This window comes from Gillisia sp. Hel_I_86 (genome assembly GCF_007827275.1).
In the GTDB taxonomy this organism is placed as follows: Bacteria; Bacteroidota; Bacteroidia; order Flavobacteriales; family Flavobacteriaceae; genus Gillisia.
On record NZ_VISE01000001.1, the window covers coordinates 2,809,161 to 2,827,923 of the forward strand.

The 18,763-nt window shown below is 36.9% G+C and carries 19 protein-coding genes and 1 pseudogene; 14 read left to right on the top strand and 6 right to left on the bottom strand.

Translation table 11 applies throughout. The features are described from left to right. Positions 1–26: 26 nt before the first annotated feature. The 12 genes and pseudogenes from JM83_RS12715 (at position 27) to JM83_RS12770 (ending at position 12,131) form a co-directional block, all read left to right on the top strand. On the top strand, positions 27–827 hold the full coding sequence (locus tag JM83_RS12715; RefSeq protein ID WP_144962521.1) for a sulfite exporter TauE/SafE family protein: 801 nt from the start codon (positions 27–29) through the stop codon (positions 825–827). Positions 828–852: 25 nt separating this feature from the next. Continuing rightward, positions 853–1,233, top strand: a complete 381-nt coding sequence (locus tag JM83_RS12720) for a rhodanese-like domain-containing protein (RefSeq protein WP_261376461.1) — start codon at positions 853–855, stop codon at positions 1,231–1,233. An 11-nt stretch (positions 1,234–1,244) separates the two neighbouring features. Continuing rightward, positions 1,245–1,871, top strand: a complete 627-nt coding sequence (locus tag JM83_RS12725; RefSeq protein WP_144962522.1) for a class I SAM-dependent methyltransferase — start codon at positions 1,245–1,247, stop codon at positions 1,869–1,871. A gap of 63 nt (positions 1,872–1,934) precedes the next feature. Further along, a complete protein-coding gene (locus tag JM83_RS12730; protein ID WP_144962523.1) occupies positions 1,935–3,506 on the top strand; it encodes a GMC oxidoreductase in 1,572 nt (523 codons plus the stop codon). Positions 3,507–3,653: 147 nt separating this feature from the next. After that, positions 3,654–4,343 carry a nitroreductase family protein gene (locus tag JM83_RS12735; protein ID WP_144962524.1) on the top strand — a complete coding sequence of 230 codons (690 nt, stop codon included), beginning with the start codon at positions 3,654–3,656 and terminating at the stop codon, positions 4,341–4,343. 354 nt (positions 4,344–4,697) lie between these two features. Continuing rightward, positions 4,698–5,576, top strand: a complete 879-nt coding sequence (locus JM83_RS12740) for a sterol desaturase family protein (protein ID WP_144962525.1) — start codon at positions 4,698–4,700, stop codon at positions 5,574–5,576. 25 nt (positions 5,577–5,601) lie between these two features. Then, entirely contained in the window at positions 5,602–6,939 is a 1,338-nt protein-coding gene (locus JM83_RS12745; protein WP_144962526.1) for an MBL fold metallo-hydrolase, read from the top strand. 177 nt (positions 6,940–7,116) lie between these two features. Then, positions 7,117–7,602 carry an acetyl-CoA carboxylase biotin carboxyl carrier protein subunit gene (locus tag JM83_RS12750; RefSeq protein WP_144962527.1) on the top strand — a complete coding sequence of 162 codons (486 nt, stop codon included), beginning with the start codon at positions 7,117–7,119 and terminating at the stop codon, positions 7,600–7,602. A 69-nt stretch (positions 7,603–7,671) separates the two neighbouring features. Further along, positions 7,672–9,114, top strand: coding sequence for an acetyl-CoA carboxylase biotin carboxylase subunit (gene accC, locus JM83_RS12755; RefSeq protein ID WP_144962528.1), 1,443 nt, complete (start codon positions 7,672–7,674; stop codon positions 9,112–9,114). A gap of 351 nt (positions 9,115–9,465) precedes the next feature. After that, positions 9,466–11,007: an acyl-CoA carboxylase subunit beta gene (locus JM83_RS12760; RefSeq protein ID WP_144962529.1), complete on the top strand. Its 1,542-nt coding sequence runs from the start codon at positions 9,466–9,468 to the stop codon at positions 11,005–11,007. Positions 11,008–11,154: 147 nt separating this feature from the next. Then, positions 11,155–11,716, top strand: a pseudogene (locus tag JM83_RS12765) (YeeE/YedE family protein). 1 nt (position 11,717) lies between these two features. Continuing rightward, positions 11,718–12,131 carry a YeeE/YedE family protein gene (locus JM83_RS12770; protein ID WP_144962530.1) on the top strand — a complete coding sequence of 138 codons (414 nt, stop codon included), beginning with the start codon at positions 11,718–11,720 and terminating at the stop codon, positions 12,129–12,131. On the opposite strand, the gene JM83_RS12775 is transcribed toward JM83_RS12770, so the two are convergent. Then, a complete protein-coding gene (locus tag JM83_RS12775; RefSeq protein WP_144962531.1) occupies positions 12,128–12,769 on the bottom strand; it encodes a trimeric intracellular cation channel family protein in 642 nt (213 codons plus the stop codon). The two genes, JM83_RS12770 and JM83_RS12775, sit on opposite strands and share 4 nt — an antisense overlap. A gap of 172 nt (positions 12,770–12,941) precedes the next feature. Here JM83_RS12775 and trxB point away from each other — a divergent pair, with 172 nt between their 5' ends. Then, positions 12,942–13,922, top strand: a complete 981-nt coding sequence (gene trxB / locus JM83_RS12780; protein WP_144962532.1) for a thioredoxin-disulfide reductase — start codon at positions 12,942–12,944, stop codon at positions 13,920–13,922. A 65-nt stretch (positions 13,923–13,987) separates the two neighbouring features. On the opposite strand, the gene JM83_RS12785 is transcribed toward trxB, so the two are convergent. From JM83_RS12785 to JM83_RS12805, 5 genes are all read right to left on the bottom strand, one after another. Next, the gene (locus JM83_RS12785; protein ID WP_144962533.1) at positions 13,988–14,302 is read right to left on the bottom strand and encodes a hypothetical protein; all 315 of its coding nucleotides are present in this window, start codon (positions 14,300–14,302) and stop codon (positions 13,988–13,990) included. Between the two features lie 65 nt (positions 14,303–14,367). Beyond that, positions 14,368–15,189, bottom strand: a complete 822-nt coding sequence (locus tag JM83_RS12790) for a GIN domain-containing protein (protein ID WP_144962534.1) — start codon at positions 15,187–15,189, stop codon at positions 14,368–14,370. A gap of 225 nt (positions 15,190–15,414) precedes the next feature. Then, entirely contained in the window at positions 15,415–17,244 is a 1,830-nt protein-coding gene (locus tag JM83_RS12795) for a PspC domain-containing protein (RefSeq protein ID WP_144962535.1), read from the bottom strand. Next, entirely contained in the window at positions 17,237–17,581 is a 345-nt protein-coding gene (locus JM83_RS12800) for a PadR family transcriptional regulator (RefSeq protein WP_144962536.1), read from the bottom strand. The genes JM83_RS12795 and JM83_RS12800 overlap by 8 nt, the downstream gene beginning before the upstream one ends. Then, positions 17,578–18,102: a DUF4870 domain-containing protein gene (locus JM83_RS12805; protein ID WP_144962537.1), complete on the bottom strand. Its 525-nt coding sequence runs from the start codon at positions 18,100–18,102 to the stop codon at positions 17,578–17,580. The genes JM83_RS12800 and JM83_RS12805 overlap by 4 nt, the downstream gene beginning before the upstream one ends. 145 nt (positions 18,103–18,247) lie before the next feature. On the opposite strand from JM83_RS12805, the gene JM83_RS12810 reads away from it, so the two are divergent. Beyond that, positions 18,248–18,712 carry a DUF4442 domain-containing protein gene (locus JM83_RS12810; RefSeq protein ID WP_144962538.1) on the top strand — a complete coding sequence of 155 codons (465 nt, stop codon included), beginning with the start codon at positions 18,248–18,250 and terminating at the stop codon, positions 18,710–18,712. The last annotated feature ends 51 nt before the right edge of the window (positions 18,713–18,763 follow it).

The following is an 18,763-nucleotide window of genomic DNA, read 5'->3' on the forward strand; positions in this document are numbered from 1 at the left end:
CTTTTGCCTCAGTTTAAACTAAAAAAATGGATGTTATAGAAATCCTTGGATATATTGGGGCATTAATAATAGGATTGGTACTTGGTTTAATTGGTGGTGGGGGATCTATACTTACGGTGCCTATTCTTGTATATTTGCTTGCTATTAATCCTGTAACTGCAACTGCTTACTCCTTGTTCGTGGTAGGTGCCACCTCCTTAATTGGTGCTATAAAGAACATTAAAAATAAGCAGGTGGATTTTAGGACGGCATTTGTATTTGCAGTGCCTGCGTTTATAGCTGTTTATGCAACCAGAATGTTTGTTGTTCCGGCGATTCCAGATACCTTGTTCAGTATTGCCGGCTTTGAAGTAACCAAGAATATTGGTATCATGCTTTTTTTTGCAATTATCATGGTTGTCTCTGCCATATCCATGATTCTTGATAAAAGTGGTGACAATAATATAGAGGGTAAGGTTACTTACAATTATCCCCTTATAATTATTGAAGGAGTTGGTGTTGGACTGTTAACAGGTATTGTGGGAGCAGGCGGGGGCTTCCTTATAATCCCAGCTTTGGTTTTGTTCGCAAAGTTACCTATGAAAAAAGCGGTAGCTACTTCGCTTTTGATCATTGCAATTAAATCCCTTATTGGTTTTATTGGAGATATTCAAAATATGGAAATAGATTGGATATTTCTACTGATCTTTACAGGATTGTCTATAATAGGTATCTTTGCAGGAATTTATTTAAGTAAATTTATAAACGGTAAGAAATTAAAAAAATCTTTTGGCTGGTTTGTTCTGGTAATGGGAATATATATATTCTGGAAAGAATTGAGTAAATAAAAAGAATCAATTAAATAAAAAAGATATGTCTAAATTAAAAGTATTGATAATTATGGGATTTTTTGCATCCATCTTTGGGGTTAAAGCACAAACAAACAGCAATATCAAGGTGCTCGATATTACTGAATTCAAAGAACAAATAAATGATAAAAAGGTTGTTCTAGTAGATGTAAGAACTCCAAGAGAATTTAAGCAGGGCAACATTAAGAACTCGGTAAATATCGATTTTTTTGATCCCCAGTTTATCACTTCTTTTGATGGGTACAATAAAGAGGAGCCAATCTATATATATTGCCAAAGTGGAAATAGAAGCGGCAAAGCTTCAAAAAAGTTAGCTGAATTAGGGTTTACGAAGATTTATGACTTAAAAGGTGGATACTCGGGCTGGGAAGCAACGCAGAAATAAATAGACTGTTTATGGATGAAGTGGAGTCAAAAAAAAAGCACTGGGAAACTGTTTATAAAACCAAAAAGTTAGAAGAAGTAAGTTGGTATCAACCGGTACCAGTAACTTCATTGGATTTTATAAAGGCTGCTGCTGTCTCCACAAAAGCTTCGATCATAGATATTGGTGGGGGCGATAGTTTTTTGGTAGACAACCTACTTTCTCAAGGATATACAAATATCACTGTTTTAGATATTTCTGCTACGGCCATAGAAAGGGCTAAAACCAGATTAGGCCAGAAATCCGATGAGGTAACCTGGATCCTATCAGACATTACTTCTTTTGAGCCAGAAGAAAAGTACGATATATGGCATGACAGGGCAGCCCTACATTTTTTAACTTCAGTAAGGGAGATAGATAAGTATAAGCAAATTCTCGAAAATTCCATTGCTGCAGATGGCAAGGTAATTATTGGAACATTTTCTGAGAATGGCCCCACCAAATGCAGTGGGATAGAAATAAAACAATATTCCCAGAGAGAGCTGTCCCAATTCCTTTCAGCTAATTTTCTTACGGTGGAATGCCAAAATGTAGATCATAGTACGCCTTTTAAAACTTCGCAGAGCTTTATATTTTGCTACTTTCAGAAGATAAAGTAAATCACTTTTATTTTCGTGGGGAACATTTCTATATCTTTCTATTTTTAAAATAGATACTATTTCATGCTATATAATTACGATTATATTATAATAGGAAGCGGTTTTGGCGGTTCTGTGAGCGCCTTGAGACTTTCTGAGAAGGGTTATAAAGTTTTGGTGATAGAGAAAGGAAAATGGTATAATTCGAAAGATTTTGCAAAAACCAATTGGAATCTTCGAAAATGGTTATGGATGCCACATTTTTGTTTTTTTGGCATCATGAAACTTAGTATTTTTAAACACATTGCGGTGATCTCAGGGACCGGCGTTGGAGGTGGTTCGCTGGTTTATGCCAATACATTGCCCATACCAAAATCTGCTTTTTTTAATACAGGGAGCTGGAAGGCCCTGGAAAAGTGGGAAGAAACATTAAAGCCCTTTTACCAAATAGCATTACAAATGCTGGGTGCAACCAAAAACCCCAAACTTTTTGATGCCGATCTTGCTTTGGAGTCAATTTCAAAAGACCTTGGAAAAGAACAAGTTTTCGAAAGACCCAAAGTAGCAGTTTATTTTGGAGAAAAAGGTAAAACCACAACCGACCCCTATTTTAAAGGTAAGGGCCCCGACAGAACTGGATGTATCTTTTGTGGCGCCTGCATGACGGGTTGTAGACATAACGCTAAAAACACATTGGATAAAAATTATTTGTATTTAGCCCAGAAATTGGGAGCAACTATTTTAGCTGAGAATAAAGTTTATGATGTGATCCCTTTAAATAATGATTCTAAATTAATTTCGGGATATGCAGTTCATGTAAAATCAAGCACCAAATTTATAGCTCCTAAAAAGAAATACACCGCAAAGGCTGTGATTTTTTCAGGAGGCGTTTTAGGTACCATAAAATTGCTTTTAAAATTGAAATTAAAATCGCTACCTGCTTTATCCAATAAATTAGGAGACGATATTAGAACAAATAATGAAACCCTAATTAGTGTCTCTACTTTAGACAATACCAAAGATATGTCCAAGGGAGTGGCAATTGGAAGCTTATTGTATACAGACGCAAATAGCCATTTGGAGGTGGTTAGATATTCCAAAGGTTCGGGATTTTGGAAATTACTGCATCTCCCTTATGTAAGCAGGGGCAATCCAGGTATAAGAATCTTAAGAATCCTTAGTAAATTTATCAGTGCTCCATTGAGCTACTTTAAAATTTATTTTTTAAATAGCTGGTCTAAAAGCACCAGCGTTTTACTTTTTATGCAAACCTTGGACAGTACCCTTAAATTTAAAAGAAACCGACTTTTTGGAATGAGCACAACTATTGGTACGGGCACAACAAGTTCCTACATTCCGGAGTCTAAATTTCTGACTGAGAAATTCAGTGAAAAAGTGAATGGGAAAGCAACCTCTTTTGCTTTAGAGGCTTTAGGAGGAATTCCAACCACGGCCCACATTTTAGGAGGCGCGGTTATGGGGATAAATGCTGAAGAAGGGGTTATTAACAAGGATAATTTAGTCTATGGATACCCGAACATGTATATTATAGATGGATCTATGATCTCTGCAAACCCTGGTGTTAATCCATCCCTTTCCATAACAGCAATAGCAGAAAGGGCGATGTCCAAAATACCTGATAAAATGAAGTCCTGATCCTTAATAATCCTAATAATAAAAGAAGCCATATATTTTTTTGAAATTTATAACTGCATGTACAAGCATTAAATATAACCGGACTCAAATATGCCGATGATTATGGAAGAACAGGTAATTTTGAAACCTAAAACCTCATATCTAAACATGAATAAAGAACAAAGCAAGCTCATCAACGGTTTCAAGCATACGTTGTACGAAACTCAATCTCTTTCCGAAAGAGAAATGATAAAAAGCAGCCAGGAGTATTTTGGGTTTCTGGATAAAAGGCGTTCTGTTCGGGATTTTTCAGAAAGAGTGGTGCCAAGACAAATTATTGAAAATATAATTAAGTCGGCATCTACGGCTCCTTCTGGAGCACATAAACAACCATGGACGTTTTGCGCCATCTCCAATCCGGAAATAAAATTCAAGATCAGGGAAGCTGCCGAGGTGGAAGAGCAAGAAAATTATTCTGGAAGAATGAGCGAAAACTGGCTCCAAGATCTCGCTCCTCTTGGGACAACGATGGAAAAGCCATTTTTGGAGGAAGCTCCGTGGCTGATTGCGGTTTTTAAAAGGGTATACGAAATTGAAGATGGTAAGAAGCACAATAATTATTACGTAAACGAATCGGTTGGGATCGCTTGTGGGATGTTGATCGCTGCCATTCATAATGCCGGATTGGTAACTTTGACCCATACGCCAAGCCCCATGAATTTTTTGACCAAAGTGCTGGCAAGGCCAGAAAATGAAAGGCCATTTTTGTTGTTACCAGTTGGATACGCAAAAGAACCTGCCTATGTTCCAGAAATTCACAGGAAAACACTAGATGAAGTCGCTGTTTTCTATGGGTAGAATAATTAATTGGTTTCTATAAAAAACTATTTTTGTTGTCCGATAAAAATTTCGAGAATCTGAGAGATCCCATATGGGTAATGATTAGGAGCTGCTTTTTTATTTAAGAGCATGCTTTAGATACTATTTTGGCTATACTCGTTTTAAAAAACAATCAAATAAATTTCATATTGGTCATCAGTTAGTTACAATCAAGTCTTTCTTCTTGTCTCTAGCAGCCCCGACACTTCTTTTAATCTTTAATCGGACACTAATGATAAATAATAAACACTTACTTCATTTTAAGATCTGTAACAATTGTTACCGGAACAACCCACTCAAATGTTTATTTTTGCACGGTAAACATTAAAAAAGTTGGATAAATACTTAAAAATCATTCAAGATTCGTTTTCTGGATATTTTAATTACCTCGTTCAGGAAATAACCAATCCATCTTGGACCAACTATTTCTATTGGTTAATTGGGCTTTCATTGTTGGTCTGGGCCTTGGAGGTTTTAATTCCATGGAGGAAGCATCAATCCGCCTTTCGAAAAGGTTTTTGGCTAGATTCATTTTACATCCTATTTAATTTTTTCCTCTTTTCCCTCATAGGATATAATGCTCTTTCCAATGTTGCTGTAGAACTCTTTAATGATTTCTTGGGCTTGTTTGGCATAGAAAATTTGGTAGCTGTTAATATTCAAAATTTATCTGTTGGGCTACAATTGCTTATTATGTTTGTTATTGCAGATTTCATTCAATGGAATGTGCACAGGCAATTACATAGAAGGCCTTGGCTATGGGAATTTCATAAAGTGCACCACAGTGTAAAGGAAATGGGTTTTGCCGCGCAATTCAGGTTTCATTTTATGGAAACCATTGTGTATAAAACAGTGCAATATGTACCTTTGGCAATGATTGGCTTTGGGATCCAGGAATTCTTTGTAGTGCACATGTTCGCTGTATTTGTAGGTCATTTAAACCACGCGAACGTGGGATGGAGCTATGGCATCTTCGGTTATGTTTTCAATAATCCTAAAATGCATATTTGGCATCATTCAAAAGAATTGCCAAAAGAACATCCCTACGGAATGAACTTCGGGCTAACATTAAGTGTTTGGGATTATATTTTTGGCTCTGCCTATATTCCGAAGAGCGGAAAAAACATAGAAATAGGATTTAAGGGAGATGAAGATTTTCCTGAAGATTTTGGGAACCAGTTGTTATTTCCTTTTAAACATCAAAATAAATAGTTACGAATCATAAAAACGCAGTAAAATGAAAATAAAACAATTTAATGATGCTCCATTGGCACATTATTCCTACGCAATTGTTAGTGAAGGTAAAATGGCACTTGTAGACCCAAGTAGGAACCCTATGCAGTATTATGAATATGCCGAAGAGGAAAATGCCAAAATTGTTGCAGTTTTTGAAACGCATCCGCATGCAGATTTTGTAAGTAGCCATTTACAAATAAAGGAGCAAACGGGAGCTAAGATTTATGTGAGTAAATTATTGGGAGCCGATTATAAACATGAAACTTTTGATGATGGAGATACCCTGCAAATGGAAAATATAAAATTCAGCGCTATCAATACTCCAGGACATTCTCCAGATAGCATTAGTATAGTTGCCGAGGCAGAAGGCAAAACAGCTGTTTTTACAGGAGACACCTTGTTTATTGGAGATGTGGGAAGACCAGATCTACGTGAAAGTGTTGGAAATATGACCGCTAAACGAGTAGAGTTGGCTAAAGACATGTACCACACCATGCAAAATAAATACAACCATCTACCTGATGTTACCTTGGTTTATCCTGCGCATGGTGCTGGTTCACTTTGTGGTAAGAACATGAGCACCGATTCTTTTAGCACTTTAGGAAATGAACGTTTAGGAAACTGGGCGTTTAAAAATCAAACTGAAGAGAAATTCGTGGAAGAGATCTTGAAAGATCAACCATTTATACCTTCATACTTTGGATTTGATGTAGATCTTAACAAAGCCGGAGCACAAAATGTACAAGTCGCTAAAGCTGGAGTGAAGCTAGAACTGTTAGTATCCAAAATAGAAGTTGGAGTTACAGTTGTAGATACTCGAAGTGGAGAAGCATATAAGAATGGACATTTAGCAAATTCTATTAATATCATGGCAACTACCCCAACTCAGAAATTTGAAACTTGGTTAGGTGCTATTATCGAGCCCAAAGAAGCTTTTTATTTGGTAGTTGAAAGTATCTCACAGGTTGAAGAAATTTTAGAACGAATTGCCAAAATTGGATATGAAAAACAGCTGAAAAGAGTTATTACTTTATCTGAAGATGTTTCTGGGAAGTCGGATAAACTCTATTTAGATGACTTCAAACAAAATCAGGATAACTATACCATCGTCGATATTAGGAATAATGCCGAAGTAGCGGAAGGAAAGATCTTTGAAGGTGCCATTGCCATTCCACTAAATGAACTGCGTGAGGCCGCTTCCAAAATACCTACTACAAAACCTATCGTGGTCCACTGTGCTGGAGGGTATCGTTCGGCAGCAGGAAGCAGCATATTGGAGAATGAACTTAAAAACGTTAAAGTCTTTGATCTTAGTGATGCCATTGAGGATTTTAGCTAATGTTGAAAAGATGGAATTATTCTGTTTTTAAACGTTTTCCACCCCCAATTAGAAACCATAAAAATCTTTCAAGTATTTATATTTGAGAGGTTTTTTCGTTTAAAAAAACCATAAGTTCCCTGCGCATTTTTCTATATTTACAACTTTCAATGACATTAGGTCGATAAATACCGCATAATGGACAAAAAATATAAAGTTAAGGTGAACGATTCTTATGAGCATCGATTTAGCAATGAGGAAGTTCTTTCTTTGGATACCCAGAAAATTTCAGAATCCAAATACCATGTACTTCAAGATGGGAAATCATTTAATTCCGAGATCTTATATTCAAATTTCCTAAAAAAAACATATTCCATAAAGATCAATTCCAATACCTATCAAGTCGAGATCTCCAATGAGTTGGATCTCTTGATAGAGGATATGGGATTGGCCATTAGCGCTACCAAACAGGTGAATGATATCAAGGCGCCAATGCCGGGACTCATTTTGGATGTTTTGGTAGAACAAGGTGCTTCAGTAAGTGAAGGAGATTATTTGGTGGTTCTGGAGGCCATGAAAATGGAAAACACCTTGACAGCGCCAAGAGACGGGGTGGTAAAATCTATTACAGTAACCAAAGGAGAGACAGTAGATAAAAATCAGTTGCTCATAGAAATGGAATAATTTCTTCGGAAAGGGGGCAAATCAAAATTTTAATTGATTGAAAGATCAGTTCATATACAATTTAGATAAATGAAAAAAATATTAGTAGCCAATAGGGGAGAGATTGCCTTAAGGGTGATGAAAACAGCTAGAAAAATGGGAATTAAAACCCTTGCTGTTTTTTCTGTTGCAGATAGGAATGCCCCCCACGTAAAATATGCCGATGAGGCGGTATGTATTGGAGAAGCACCTTCTAACCAATCCTATTTAATGGGCAGCAATATTATTAAAGTAGCAAAAGAACATCAAGTAGATGCCATTCATCCTGGTTATGGTTTTTTAAGTGAGAATGCCGATTTCGCTGAGGAAGCAGAAAAGAACGGAATTACTTTTATTGGCCCCGGCTCAAAGGCAATAAGGGTTATGGGAAGTAAGCTCGCAGCAAAAGATGCAGTAAAAGCTTACGATATCCCTATGGTTCCAGGAATAGATGAAGCGATTACAGATGTAGAGAAGGCAAAAGGTATCGCCAGGGAAATTGGGTTCCCAATCTTAATAAAAGCTTCTGCCGGAGGTGGGGGAAAAGGAATGCGAGTTGTGGAAAAAGAATCTGAGCTTGCAGACCAAATGAAAAGGGCGATCAGCGAGGCAGAATCTGCTTTCGGGGATGGCTCGGTTTTTATAGAGAAATATGTGGGTTCTCCAAGACATATAGAAATTCAAGTATTGGCAGACACTCATGGCAATTATGTGCATCTTTTTGAGCGTGAATGCAGCATACAAAGGAGACACCAAAAAGTAGTAGAGGAAGCACCATCGGTAGTTTTAGATGAGAAGCTTAGAAAGGAAATGGGAGAAGCAGCAATTAAAGTTGCTCAGGCTTGTGATTATGTGGGTGCTGGTACCGTGGAATTTTTAATGGATGAAAACAGGAATTTCTATTTTTTGGAAATGAACACCAGGCTCCAAGTAGAGCATCCTGTAACCGAATTTATTACAGGAATAGATCTGGTAGAACAACAGATAAAAGTTGCAAGGGGCGAAAAGTTAGCTTTTGGCCAGGAAGATCTAAAAATAAATGGACATGCCCTAGAATTACGGGTCTATGCAGAAGACCCTATGGCAGATTTTATGCCGAGTGTGGGAACATTGGAACGATATCGTACTCCAAAAGGAGAAGGGATTCGAATTGATGATGGTTTCGAGGAGGGCATGGAAGTTCCAATTTATTACGATCCTATGCTTGCAAAGCTCATTACCTATGGGAAGACTAGGGAAGAAGCTATTCAGTTAATGATTTCGGCTATAGACCAATATGAAGTACAAGGAGTGCAAACAACACTTCCTTTTGGGAAATTCGTTTTTGAACATGAGGCTTTTAGAAGTGGGAATTTCGATACACATTTCGTGAAAAACTACTATTCGGCAGCAAAACTGGCAGATAGAACCGAAGAAGAAGCAAAGCTTGCAGGTTTGATAGCCCTAAAGCAATATTTAAAAGATCAACAAATAACAAGGTTACCGCACAATTAATTTCTACTTTATAGAGGTCAGTATGCATGTTCATATTAAAATTATAATTTAGTAATAGGGATGTCAGGTTGAGCGGAGTCGAAACCTCCTTTTCCACTAAAAAGTTCTCGACTGCGCTCGAACAGACAAAATGATATTTTTAATTGTTGGAAAACCGGAAAAACAAAGAATAAAAATAGTATAAAGTTATCTACTGATCTCTGTCTGTTTAAATTGAAATTTATGTCTGTTTTTAACCCAGCAAGCAGGCTTAATGATTATCTCGTCACCCAGTCCCGAATGTTGGGGACAACATGATGAAAAACTTGGTTATAACTAGTTGAAAATAAAAAATAAAATCATAATAAAATCATGAGCCAGAATATAGAGATCCTAAACAATAAAATTGCTGAGGCCCATTTAGGGGGAGGCGAAAAACGCATTGCCAAACAACACGAAAAGAAAAAACTGACCGCTCGGGAACGCGTGGATTATTTTCTCGATGAGGGTTCTTTCGAAGAAATAGGAATTTTGGTCACCCACCGAACCACAGATTTTGGGATGGAGAAACAACAATTCTATGGAGATGGAGTGGTTACTGGTTATGGAACTGTAAATGGCAGATTGGTCTATGTATTCGCTCAGGATTTTACTGTTTTTGGGGGAGCGTTATCTGAAACCCATGCCGAAAAAATCTGTAAAGTGATGGATCATGCCATGAAAGTTGGAGCGCCTATTATCGGGTTGAATGATTCCGGAGGTGCCCGTATTCAAGAAGGAGTTCGTTCTCTAGGTGGATACGCCGATATTTTTTATAGAAATGTCCAAGCTTCAGGAGTGATTCCGCAAATTTCAGCAATTATGGGACCTTGTGCAGGGGGTGCTGTTTATTCTCCAGCAATGACAGATTTTACGGTGATGGTGGAAGGAAGCAGCTATATGTTTGTAACCGGCCCCAATGTTGTAAAAACCGTAACCAATGAAGAAGTGACTTCAGAAGAACTGGGTGGTGCAAGTACACATTCCACTAAATCTGGGGTTACCCATTTAACTTCCAACAATGATATCGCTTGTTTGGAGGATATTAAAAATTTATTGAGTTATCTGCCTCAAAACAATAAGGAAACAACTGATAAACTTCCCTATGAATTAACAGATGAAATAAGAGGGGCGTTGGACGATATGATTCCTGATAGTGCCAATAAACCTTATGATATGCATGAGGTGATAAAAGGGATCATCGATGAGGATTCATTTTTTGAGATCCATAAAGATTATGCCGATAATATTATAGTTGGTTTTGCACGATTGGGAGGAAGAAGCATTGGAATTGTTGCCAACCAACCAATGAGCTTGGCAGGTGTCCTGGATGTAGACTCATCTAAAAAAGCAGCCAGGTTTACGAGATTTTGTGATTGCTTTAATATCCCACTTTTGGTCTTGGTGGATGTTCCAGGGTTCTTGCCGGGAACAGATCAGGAATGGAACGGGATCATCTTGCATGGCGCAAAGCTTTTATATGCATTAAGTGAAGCTACCGTGCCCAGAGTAACAGTGATCACAAGAAAAGCCTATGGGGGAGCTTATGATGTGATGAATTCCAAACACATTGGAGCCGATCTTAACTTTGCATGGCCAACAGCTGAAATTGCGGTGATGGGTGCAAAAGGAGCTAGTGAGATCATCTTCAGAAAAGAGATCCAAGAAGCGGAAAACCCTGAATTAAAACTCTCTGAAAAGGAAGCAGAATATGCCGATAAATTTGCCAACCCCTTTGAAGCTGCAAAACGCGGGTTTATAGATGAGGTGATCATGCCAAGAGATACTAGAAAGAAATTGCTGAAAGCATTCAGTATGCTTGAGAAAAAGTCGGTTTTAAGGATAGATCGAAAACACGGAAATATCCCATTATAATATTAACTATGGAACTGGTAGAGGGTGGGTCAAAATTAATGAGCCGTCTTGGGTTTTAAGTTTTTTCTATTCTTTTAGACAGTAATAAATGTTACTGCAACCAAATCTTAAAAATGAGTTCTTTGCAGCTCAATGAAATTATAATCTATGGAATGGATCTTTGAGCCTTGGCCTTGGTATGTGGCTGGGCCTTTAATAGCAGTGATCATGTTTCTCCTGATCTTTGTGGGGAAACAGTTTGGAATGTCTTCTAGCCTTAGGACTATATGTACTTTGTGTGGTGCAGATAATGCATCCGATTATTTCAATTTCGATTGGAAAACGGAGCGATGGAATTTAACGGTGGTAGTTGGAGCTGTTATTGGAGGTTATATTGGATGGAGCTCACTTCTTGTCCAATGATGCTACTGTAGCTATAAATCCAGCAACAGTAGCCACACTTCAAGAATTAGGCTTTAATAGTGCAGGCAATGCTTATTTACCAGATGAGCTCTTTAGTTTAGATGCCCTATTCAATATAAAATCTTTAGGAATCCTTTTAATTGGAGGTTTTCTTATTGGTTTTGGAGCTAGATATGCAAGTGGTTGTACGTCCGGACATGCAATTTATGGGTTAAGCAACTTGCAGTTACCTTCATTAATTGCGGTGATTGGATTTTTTATAGGTGGATTATTTATGATCCATGTTTTATTTCCCTTAATATTTTAGAATGAGGACACTTGGGTATTTATTTATAGGAATCATTTTTGGAATTGTAATGTATAAATCTGAAGCCGCTTCCTGGTTTAGGATCTATGAAATGTTCCAGTTTCAGTCGTTTCATATGTACGGAATTATAGGTTCAGCTTTAGTACTGGGAGTGCTAGGGGTGCAATTGATCAATAAAAACAATATAAACTCCTTCTTTGGAGAGCCTATAAAATTTGTTCCGAAGGAAAAAGGATTTACTAGATATATTGCTGGTGGAACTATCTTCGGATTAGGTTGGGCGTTGGCTGGATCTTGTCCTGGGCCAATTTATACACTTATTGGAGCTGGATATATCTCTATTATTGTTGTTCTAATAGGAGCTATTCTTGGTACATTTCTATATGGATTGCTTCAGAAGAAATTACCGCATTAAATATTAGGTGGTTTAATTTCAGAAGGATCCATGGTAAAGGAGGGAAGCGATATTTTAAACTTCACCACAACCAGCCGTATACTAATCACGATAAGCGAAGTGATTACGTAGATCACATCGTTATCTACATTTAAATTATACAATATCACATAACCTAAAGCTCCCACGATACAAGCGGTGGCATAAATTTCCTTTCTAAAGATCACTGGGATCTCATTACAGAGGATATCGCGAATTACACCCCCAAATGTACCTGTTATGGCACCCAGGGCTATCGAAATTATAGGATCCAGACCATTATTGATGCCTGCCTCTACACCGGTAATCGTAAAAACTCCCAATCCTATTGTATCAAAGAGAAATAGGGAAGTTTTTAGGTGGTTTATCCTATACCGGAAAACTATGGTAAGAAAAGTGGTCACACCTATTAAATAAATATAAAAACTGTTCTCCATCCACATTACAGGATTGTTCCCAATTAAAATATCTCGTACTGTCCCGCCACCAATTGCAGTAACAAATGCAATTATAAAAATACCGAATAAATCAAGCTTTCTGGTCATAGCTGCTAAAGCACCAGAAATAGCAAAAGCTATGGTTCCTAAAACATCGAACGTACTAAAAAGGGATATATCCATAATTGGCGGCAAAGTTACTTTTTATAATACTATTTATGAGGTACAGGGATTAAATTACTATTTTAGGCTTGAGGAATTCATTTGAATTATAAACAAATAGTAAATCTTAATAACAAATCCTGTAAGTTTTTAACTAAACTACCTACTTTTACAGGACAAAATAAATATTGAAATGTCAAATACAGTAGAAAGAATAAAATGTTTAATAATAGGTTCGGGACCTGCTGGTTATACAGCGGCTATTTATGCAGCTAGAGCAGACATGAAACCAATTATGTACACTGGGATGGAACCAGGGGGGCAATTAACGACAACCACAGAAGTAGATAATTTCCCTGGATATCCAGAAGGCATAGATGGTCCGGCCATGATGGTAGATCTTCAAAAACAGGCAGAGCGCTTTGGTACACAAGTAAGATTTGGAATGGTTACAGAGGTTCAGTTTAATGAAAAACCAGGAGGTATTCATAAAGCTTGTATAGATAATGCTACATGGGTAGAAGCCGAGACCGTTATTATTTCTACTGGGGCTACCGCAAAATATTTGGGATTGCCCAGTGAGCAACGCTTACGCGGGGGAGGAGTTTCTGCCTGTGCCGTTTGTGATGGATTTTTCTATAAAAATCAGGATGTTGCCATAGTTGGTGGGGGGGATACCGCTGCTGAAGAGGCGACGTACCTTGCCAATATTTGTAATAAAGTGACCATGTTGGTGCGTAAAGATGAGATGAAAGCATCCAAGGCAATGCAACACAGAGTTACAAATACCAAAAATATAGACCTAAAATACAACACTCAAGTTGATGAAGTTTTAGGGGAACAAGTAGTTGAGGGACTTAGAATGCTGAATAACCAAACTGGCGAGAAAGAAGAAATTGCAATTACCGGGTTATTTATCGCTATTGGACACAAGCCAAATACCGAGATTTTTAAAGGTCAACTGGAGATGGACGATATGGGATATCTAATTACCAAGGGAAAATCCACCAAGACCAATATGCCTGGTGTTTTTGCTTCTGGGGATGTTCAAGATAAAGAATATAGACAAGCTGTGACTGCGGCAGGAACTGGATGTATGGCTGCCTTGGATGCAGAGCGTTACTTAAGTTCTATTGAAGAGATCAAAGAAAAGAAGGTAGGAGCTACTATATAATTACAATTTATATTAAACAATAAAGCCTCAACAAATGTTGAGGCTTTATTGCTTTTAAGTCATGGCTAATTATCCCTTTTTATTTTTACTTCCCCATCATCAATTTTTATTTTCGATTCAGTTCCGTCTGCCCTGTCAACTTTTTTCTTGTATTCTCCATCGTCTTTCTTGATTTTAATTTCGTCGCCTTCAGAGGTTTCAATTTTTATCTTATCCCCGTCTTCACTTATTTCTACTTTATCATCGGCATTCAGGTTCATTTCTTCGCGAATTGCACTTTCATCATCCATATCATTTGCTTCACGATTTTCATCTCGGCAGGAAACCAATGCTATAGATAGCATGGTAAGGATCAAGCCATTTCTCAAAATATTTCTCATTTTATTGTTATTTAGGGATTAATAGCTGTAAACATACTCTAATTTCAAGAATGTCTGTCTGTTATTTAATTTTTTTTAGAAAGTACGGCTTTTTGTGAAAATTCCACTAAATCTATTTTGGGCGTGTTATAAAGATCCACTTCGCTTTTATCTTTTGCTGAAAGCTTTAAGGTTTTGGAAACATTTATACTGTTTTTAGAATTCCCTGTAGCAAACACTTCCGCAGTTTCAGATGTTAGTTTTTCAGCATCAAATTTAGAAGATTTTGCTGCGCTAAGGTATAGTTCTTCAATAGACCCTTTTAATTTTGCTGAAGAATCATCTAGTGCGTTTACAGTTAATAAAGTGGATTTTAAAGACCCTTCCAAGTCACTGGATTCGTTTAATTCAAGAGAAATTTCTTCAGAAGTTATTTCAACATCAACTTTGGCTTTCCCCGAATTGTTTAATTTGAAAGTGTTGGTGGTAGCCGAGAATTCACTTTTTGATCTTCCTTTGGCTATAAATTCAAAATCATGCAAATAGAATTCCTCAAGGGCCTCAAATTCTACTTTTCCATCTACTGTGATCTTGGTCAAGGTATCTGCAAAAGTGATTTTTAATTTTTGGGATTTGCTGTTTGAGATTTTCGTTGATGGTTTTATGTAAAGTACATTGTTCACAACTTCAATCTGGATTAGGTCATGCAAATTATCATCGGCTTCAACCTCCACCATAAAGCGGTTCCCATTTAAAAGCCCCACTTTAAATTCCCCATCCAATTCTATAGCTGTAAATGAATTGATTTCGGTTTGCTCTGTGGTAACATTTCGGCTTCCCTTTACACTTTTTTGTGCCTGAGAATTTAACCCGATTAATAGAAAAGCAATAAATATATATTTATGCATATATGAATGATTAAAATTCAAACAAATATAGAAAAAGCCCCCATTTATTGGAGGCTTATTTTTAGCTCGGTACACAAGACTTTTTACATCTAATTAACATATCCATTTTTTGATATTGAAATTGTTCCAGATGATTGGAGTCTACAGATATTTTTTCTTCGGTTGGTTCTCCGGGGAAAATGGATAAAACCAAAATGATTATAAGTTTAATTAATGCTATCATGACTAGTTCTTTTTAATTTCTATTCCGTTTTCATCAATCTTAATTTTCTTGTCATTGTTTTTATTTATTTGAACCCCATCCGAGTTAATTCGAACCTTCACGTTATCGTCGTCACTAAATTTGCTGGATTCTTCCCAGTTATCTTTTTTCTTGTTATTGATCTGTACCCCATCAGAATTTATACGAACATTAATTTCATCGTCATCAAACGAATCTGATTCGTCCCAGTTATCATCATTGTCCCAAGAGCCATCGCTGGAATCGATACTTTCTATTGGGCAGGTTTCGCAAATGGTACCATTCTCAATTACTTTTACAAAGTGCTCTTCTTGGTCGTACTTTAAAATTCCACCGGCGTAATCTGAATATCTATAATAGTCCCCAACATTATCATCTACAAATAACACACTTCCTTCAGGTACATAGACAGTTACTTTAACTTCTTGATCCCTATAGTATTCATCTAAATTAGAGGTTAGGTAAGAGTCCAAATAGAGCTTGTTGCCATCTAAATTAGTGTTGTAGCTAATATTTTTCGCTCTGTCCTTAGCATCTTTATAGTCGCTTCCATCTGCGGTTTTAATGATTTCGATTCTACCAATAGAATCTTTTGTAGATTTTACTACCACATTTATATCTGTGATATACATGATCTTAGTGTCATTGTCATCATACTTGATCTCTAAACCCCTTCTTCGGGTATTGGAAGAATACTCTGGATTAGATCTCATTGATAAGTACAAGGTGTCCTGTGGCGTGATCGGTAATTTTTCGGTAATTACAATTTCTCCATCGAATGCTCTTAAGGTGGCTTGTTTAACTCCCAAGAATGCCAATCCAATTACAGATAACAACCATAATCCCAGTAATACCATTTTTGCCAGCGTACCAATAGATTTTAGTTTTCTTACCATGATTTTCAATCCTAGGATAAAAAGGAAGAAAAATGGGATTCCAACGGCAAAGAATGTAAGGAGGGAGATCACCCAAATTGGTGCGCCTATGGCGGCCATTTCAATATAATCTGTCCAAGGTGCTTCTACAATACCAAATGTTCCTACAGTAAACAGGCCTATAAATAAAGCTATAAGGGTAGATCCTGCAATTAATAGGATTAATAAACCTATAAATTTTACGAAGACGTTTAGTATGGCAAGAATAGCAGAACTAATCCCGGTAGCAGCAGAACTGGCTCCAGATTTCACTTGTCTGCCATATTTGTCAAAATCGGCATTGCGAACTTTTCCTGCAACATCATCAAAACCTTCCTTGATCTTGCGTTCTATATTGGAGATATTAACCTCTTCTCCACGCATGGAAAGTTTATCTGCCGTGGTTTTAGCTTCAGGAACAAAAATCCATAGTGCTATATAAATAAGTACAAATGCACCACTGGATGCGATGGTTAAAATAACCCATAACAAACGTACCCAAAGGGCTTGTATTCCTAAATAGTGACCTAATCCTGAAGATACTCCGCCAACATACGAGTTTTCGGTATCCCTAAATAGTTGTTTTCCAGTAGTAGAAGATTTAGTATAACTAGGTTCGTCCTCGAAGATCTCGTCGTCCAACATATAATCTTCTGGTTGTCCCATTGTAGCTATTACTGCTTCTACTTCGGTAGTTCCTATTACCTGCTTTTTATCTTTTATTTTTTCATTAAAAAGTTCAGCAATACGAGCTTCAATATCCGCAATTATCTCTTCCTTGCCTTGCGTGTTCGTAAGCGAGCGTTTAATTGCTTCTAGATAATGCTGTAGTTTAGCGTATGCATCTTCATCAATATGAAAGAAAATGCCGGCAAGGTTAATATTTACTGTCTTATTCATGATTCTTGTTTTTTTGAGTGGTTACAACTTTTACAGCGGTTTGTAGTTCGTTCCAAGTATGGGTGAGTTCTGTTAAAAATAATTGGCCGGTATCTGTTAAGCCATAATATTTTCTTGGTGGCCCACTGGTAGATTCCTCCCAGCGATAGCTTAGTAATCCAGCATTTTTAAGCCGGGTAAGCAAAGGATAAATTGTTCCTTCCACCACTAATAATTTTGCGTCCTTAAGGGTGTCCAAGATCTCTGCCACGTAGGCATCGTTATCTCGCAACACCGACAGAATGCAATACTCCAGCACTCCTTTACGCATTTGTGCTTTGGTGTTTTCAATCTTCATAGCGTTTGGTTTTGAATGTTGTTAAACTGTTCATTTTTTGATTGATGGTCACCAACCTGAGTTGGCTTAATAAAATTGATGGTTAAAGGGTATTTATATAATTGTCCCTCACTTGCTTTGATGGTAGCAAGAATTACGGCTACAATATCCAGTATAAACAACCCCAAAAATAATAGACCCATAATTGTAGCGAACACGAGCAGGGAAATTAAATTTCGTGGATGTCCTGTGCTTATAAAGTCGTCAGAAATAATAAATGGATCGTCTAAATTAAAGTGGACTCCCCAAAAAATAACTCCTGCTATTGCTATACATACCAATAGTATAAAATACAGGAACATACTTATTTGAAAATTTAGAGCTTGTTTTCCATGATGATCCACAAATGGATCTTTTTGTTTTGCATTCCAAAATATTAAGGGAAGGATAAAATTCCCTAGCGGAATAAAATATTTGCTAAACGTAGAGAGATGAATAAAAGCTGCTACTGTTTTGTCTGGATTTGATGATGTGGTTTCCATAGTTGATTGATTTTCTTATACAAATATATATCTTTAAGATGGTATTATGCAAAACAAAGTACTGTATGGTATAAATTTTAAGAAAAGTTTAACATTTAGAGGTTAAATATATTTTAGATACTTTTATAAAAAATTACACCTTAAAATGAAAATGACTCCCGGAAAACTTAATAAATTTTTAATGCTGAAATTACCAAGCGCATGGCTGTGTGGAGTGAGGGTAAAGGATCTTAACCAAGAAGGCTGTACGGTAAGAGTTCGGCATAAATGGATCAACCAAAACCCATTTAATTCGATGTATTTCGCAGTGCAAGCTATGGCTGCCGAATTAAGTACCGGAGCTATGGTTATAGCACAAATAAAAGATAGCGGGCAAAAAATTTCTATGTTAGTGGCACAAAACAAAGCCAGTTTTACTAAAAAAGCCACTGGTAAGTTAGAATTCACTTGTAATGATGGGCATTTAATATCTGAAGCAATTCAGGAAACCATCAAAACAGGAGAAGGACAAATTTTCTGGATGAAATCTGTTGGTTTAAATGAAGATGGGGCAGCAGTGTCTACATTCGAATTTGAGTGGACGGTTCGAATAAAACAGAAAAAGCAATAATTTTTCTATAATATTTTAGATATTTTATAAGGAATTGACATATTTAAAAAG

Coding starts and splice junctions, on each gene's coding strand:
- JM83_RS12775 (WP_144962531.1), bottom strand. CDS start 12,769: ATGGATATATCCCTTTTTAGTACGTTCGATGTTTTAGGAACCATAGCT.
- JM83_RS12800 (WP_144962536.1), bottom strand. CDS start 17,581: ATGAAGATTGAAAACACCAAAGCACAAATGCGTAAAGGAGTGCTGGAG.
- JM83_RS12805 (WP_144962537.1), bottom strand. CDS start 18,102: ATGGAAACCACATCATCAAATCCAGACAAAACAGTAGCAGCTTTTATT.
- JM83_RS12770 (WP_144962530.1), top strand. CDS start 11,718: ATGAGGACACTTGGGTATTTATTTATAGGAATCATTTTTGGAATTGTA.
- JM83_RS12715 (WP_144962521.1), top strand. CDS start 27: ATGGATGTTATAGAAATCCTTGGATATATTGGGGCATTAATAATAGGA.
- JM83_RS12795 (WP_144962535.1), bottom strand. CDS start 17,244: ATGAATAAGACAGTAAATATTAACCTTGCCGGCATTTTCTTTCATATT.
- JM83_RS12720 (WP_261376461.1), top strand. CDS start 853: ATGTCTAAATTAAAAGTATTGATAATTATGGGATTTTTTGCATCCATC.
- JM83_RS12750 (WP_144962527.1), top strand. CDS start 7,117: ATGGACAAAAAATATAAAGTTAAGGTGAACGATTCTTATGAGCATCGA.
- JM83_RS12745 (WP_144962526.1), top strand. CDS start 5,602: ATGAAAATAAAACAATTTAATGATGCTCCATTGGCACATTATTCCTAC.
- JM83_RS12790 (WP_144962534.1), bottom strand. CDS start 15,189: ATGCATAAATATATATTTATTGCTTTTCTATTAATCGGGTTAAATTCT.
- JM83_RS12735 (WP_144962524.1), top strand. CDS start 3,654: ATGAATAAAGAACAAAGCAAGCTCATCAACGGTTTCAAGCATACGTTG.
- accC (WP_144962528.1), top strand. CDS start 7,672: ATGAAAAAAATATTAGTAGCCAATAGGGGAGAGATTGCCTTAAGGGTG.
- JM83_RS12730 (WP_144962523.1), top strand. CDS start 1,935: ATGCTATATAATTACGATTATATTATAATAGGAAGCGGTTTTGGCGGT.
- JM83_RS12725 (WP_144962522.1), top strand. CDS start 1,245: ATGGATGAAGTGGAGTCAAAAAAAAAGCACTGGGAAACTGTTTATAAA.
- JM83_RS12810 (WP_144962538.1), top strand. CDS start 18,248: ATGAAAATGACTCCCGGAAAACTTAATAAATTTTTAATGCTGAAATTA.
- JM83_RS12760 (WP_144962529.1), top strand. CDS start 9,466: ATGAGCCAGAATATAGAGATCCTAAACAATAAAATTGCTGAGGCCCAT.
- JM83_RS12785 (WP_144962533.1), bottom strand. CDS start 14,302: ATGAGAAATATTTTGAGAAATGGCTTGATCCTTACCATGCTATCTATA.
- trxB (WP_144962532.1), top strand. CDS start 12,942: ATGTCAAATACAGTAGAAAGAATAAAATGTTTAATAATAGGTTCGGGA.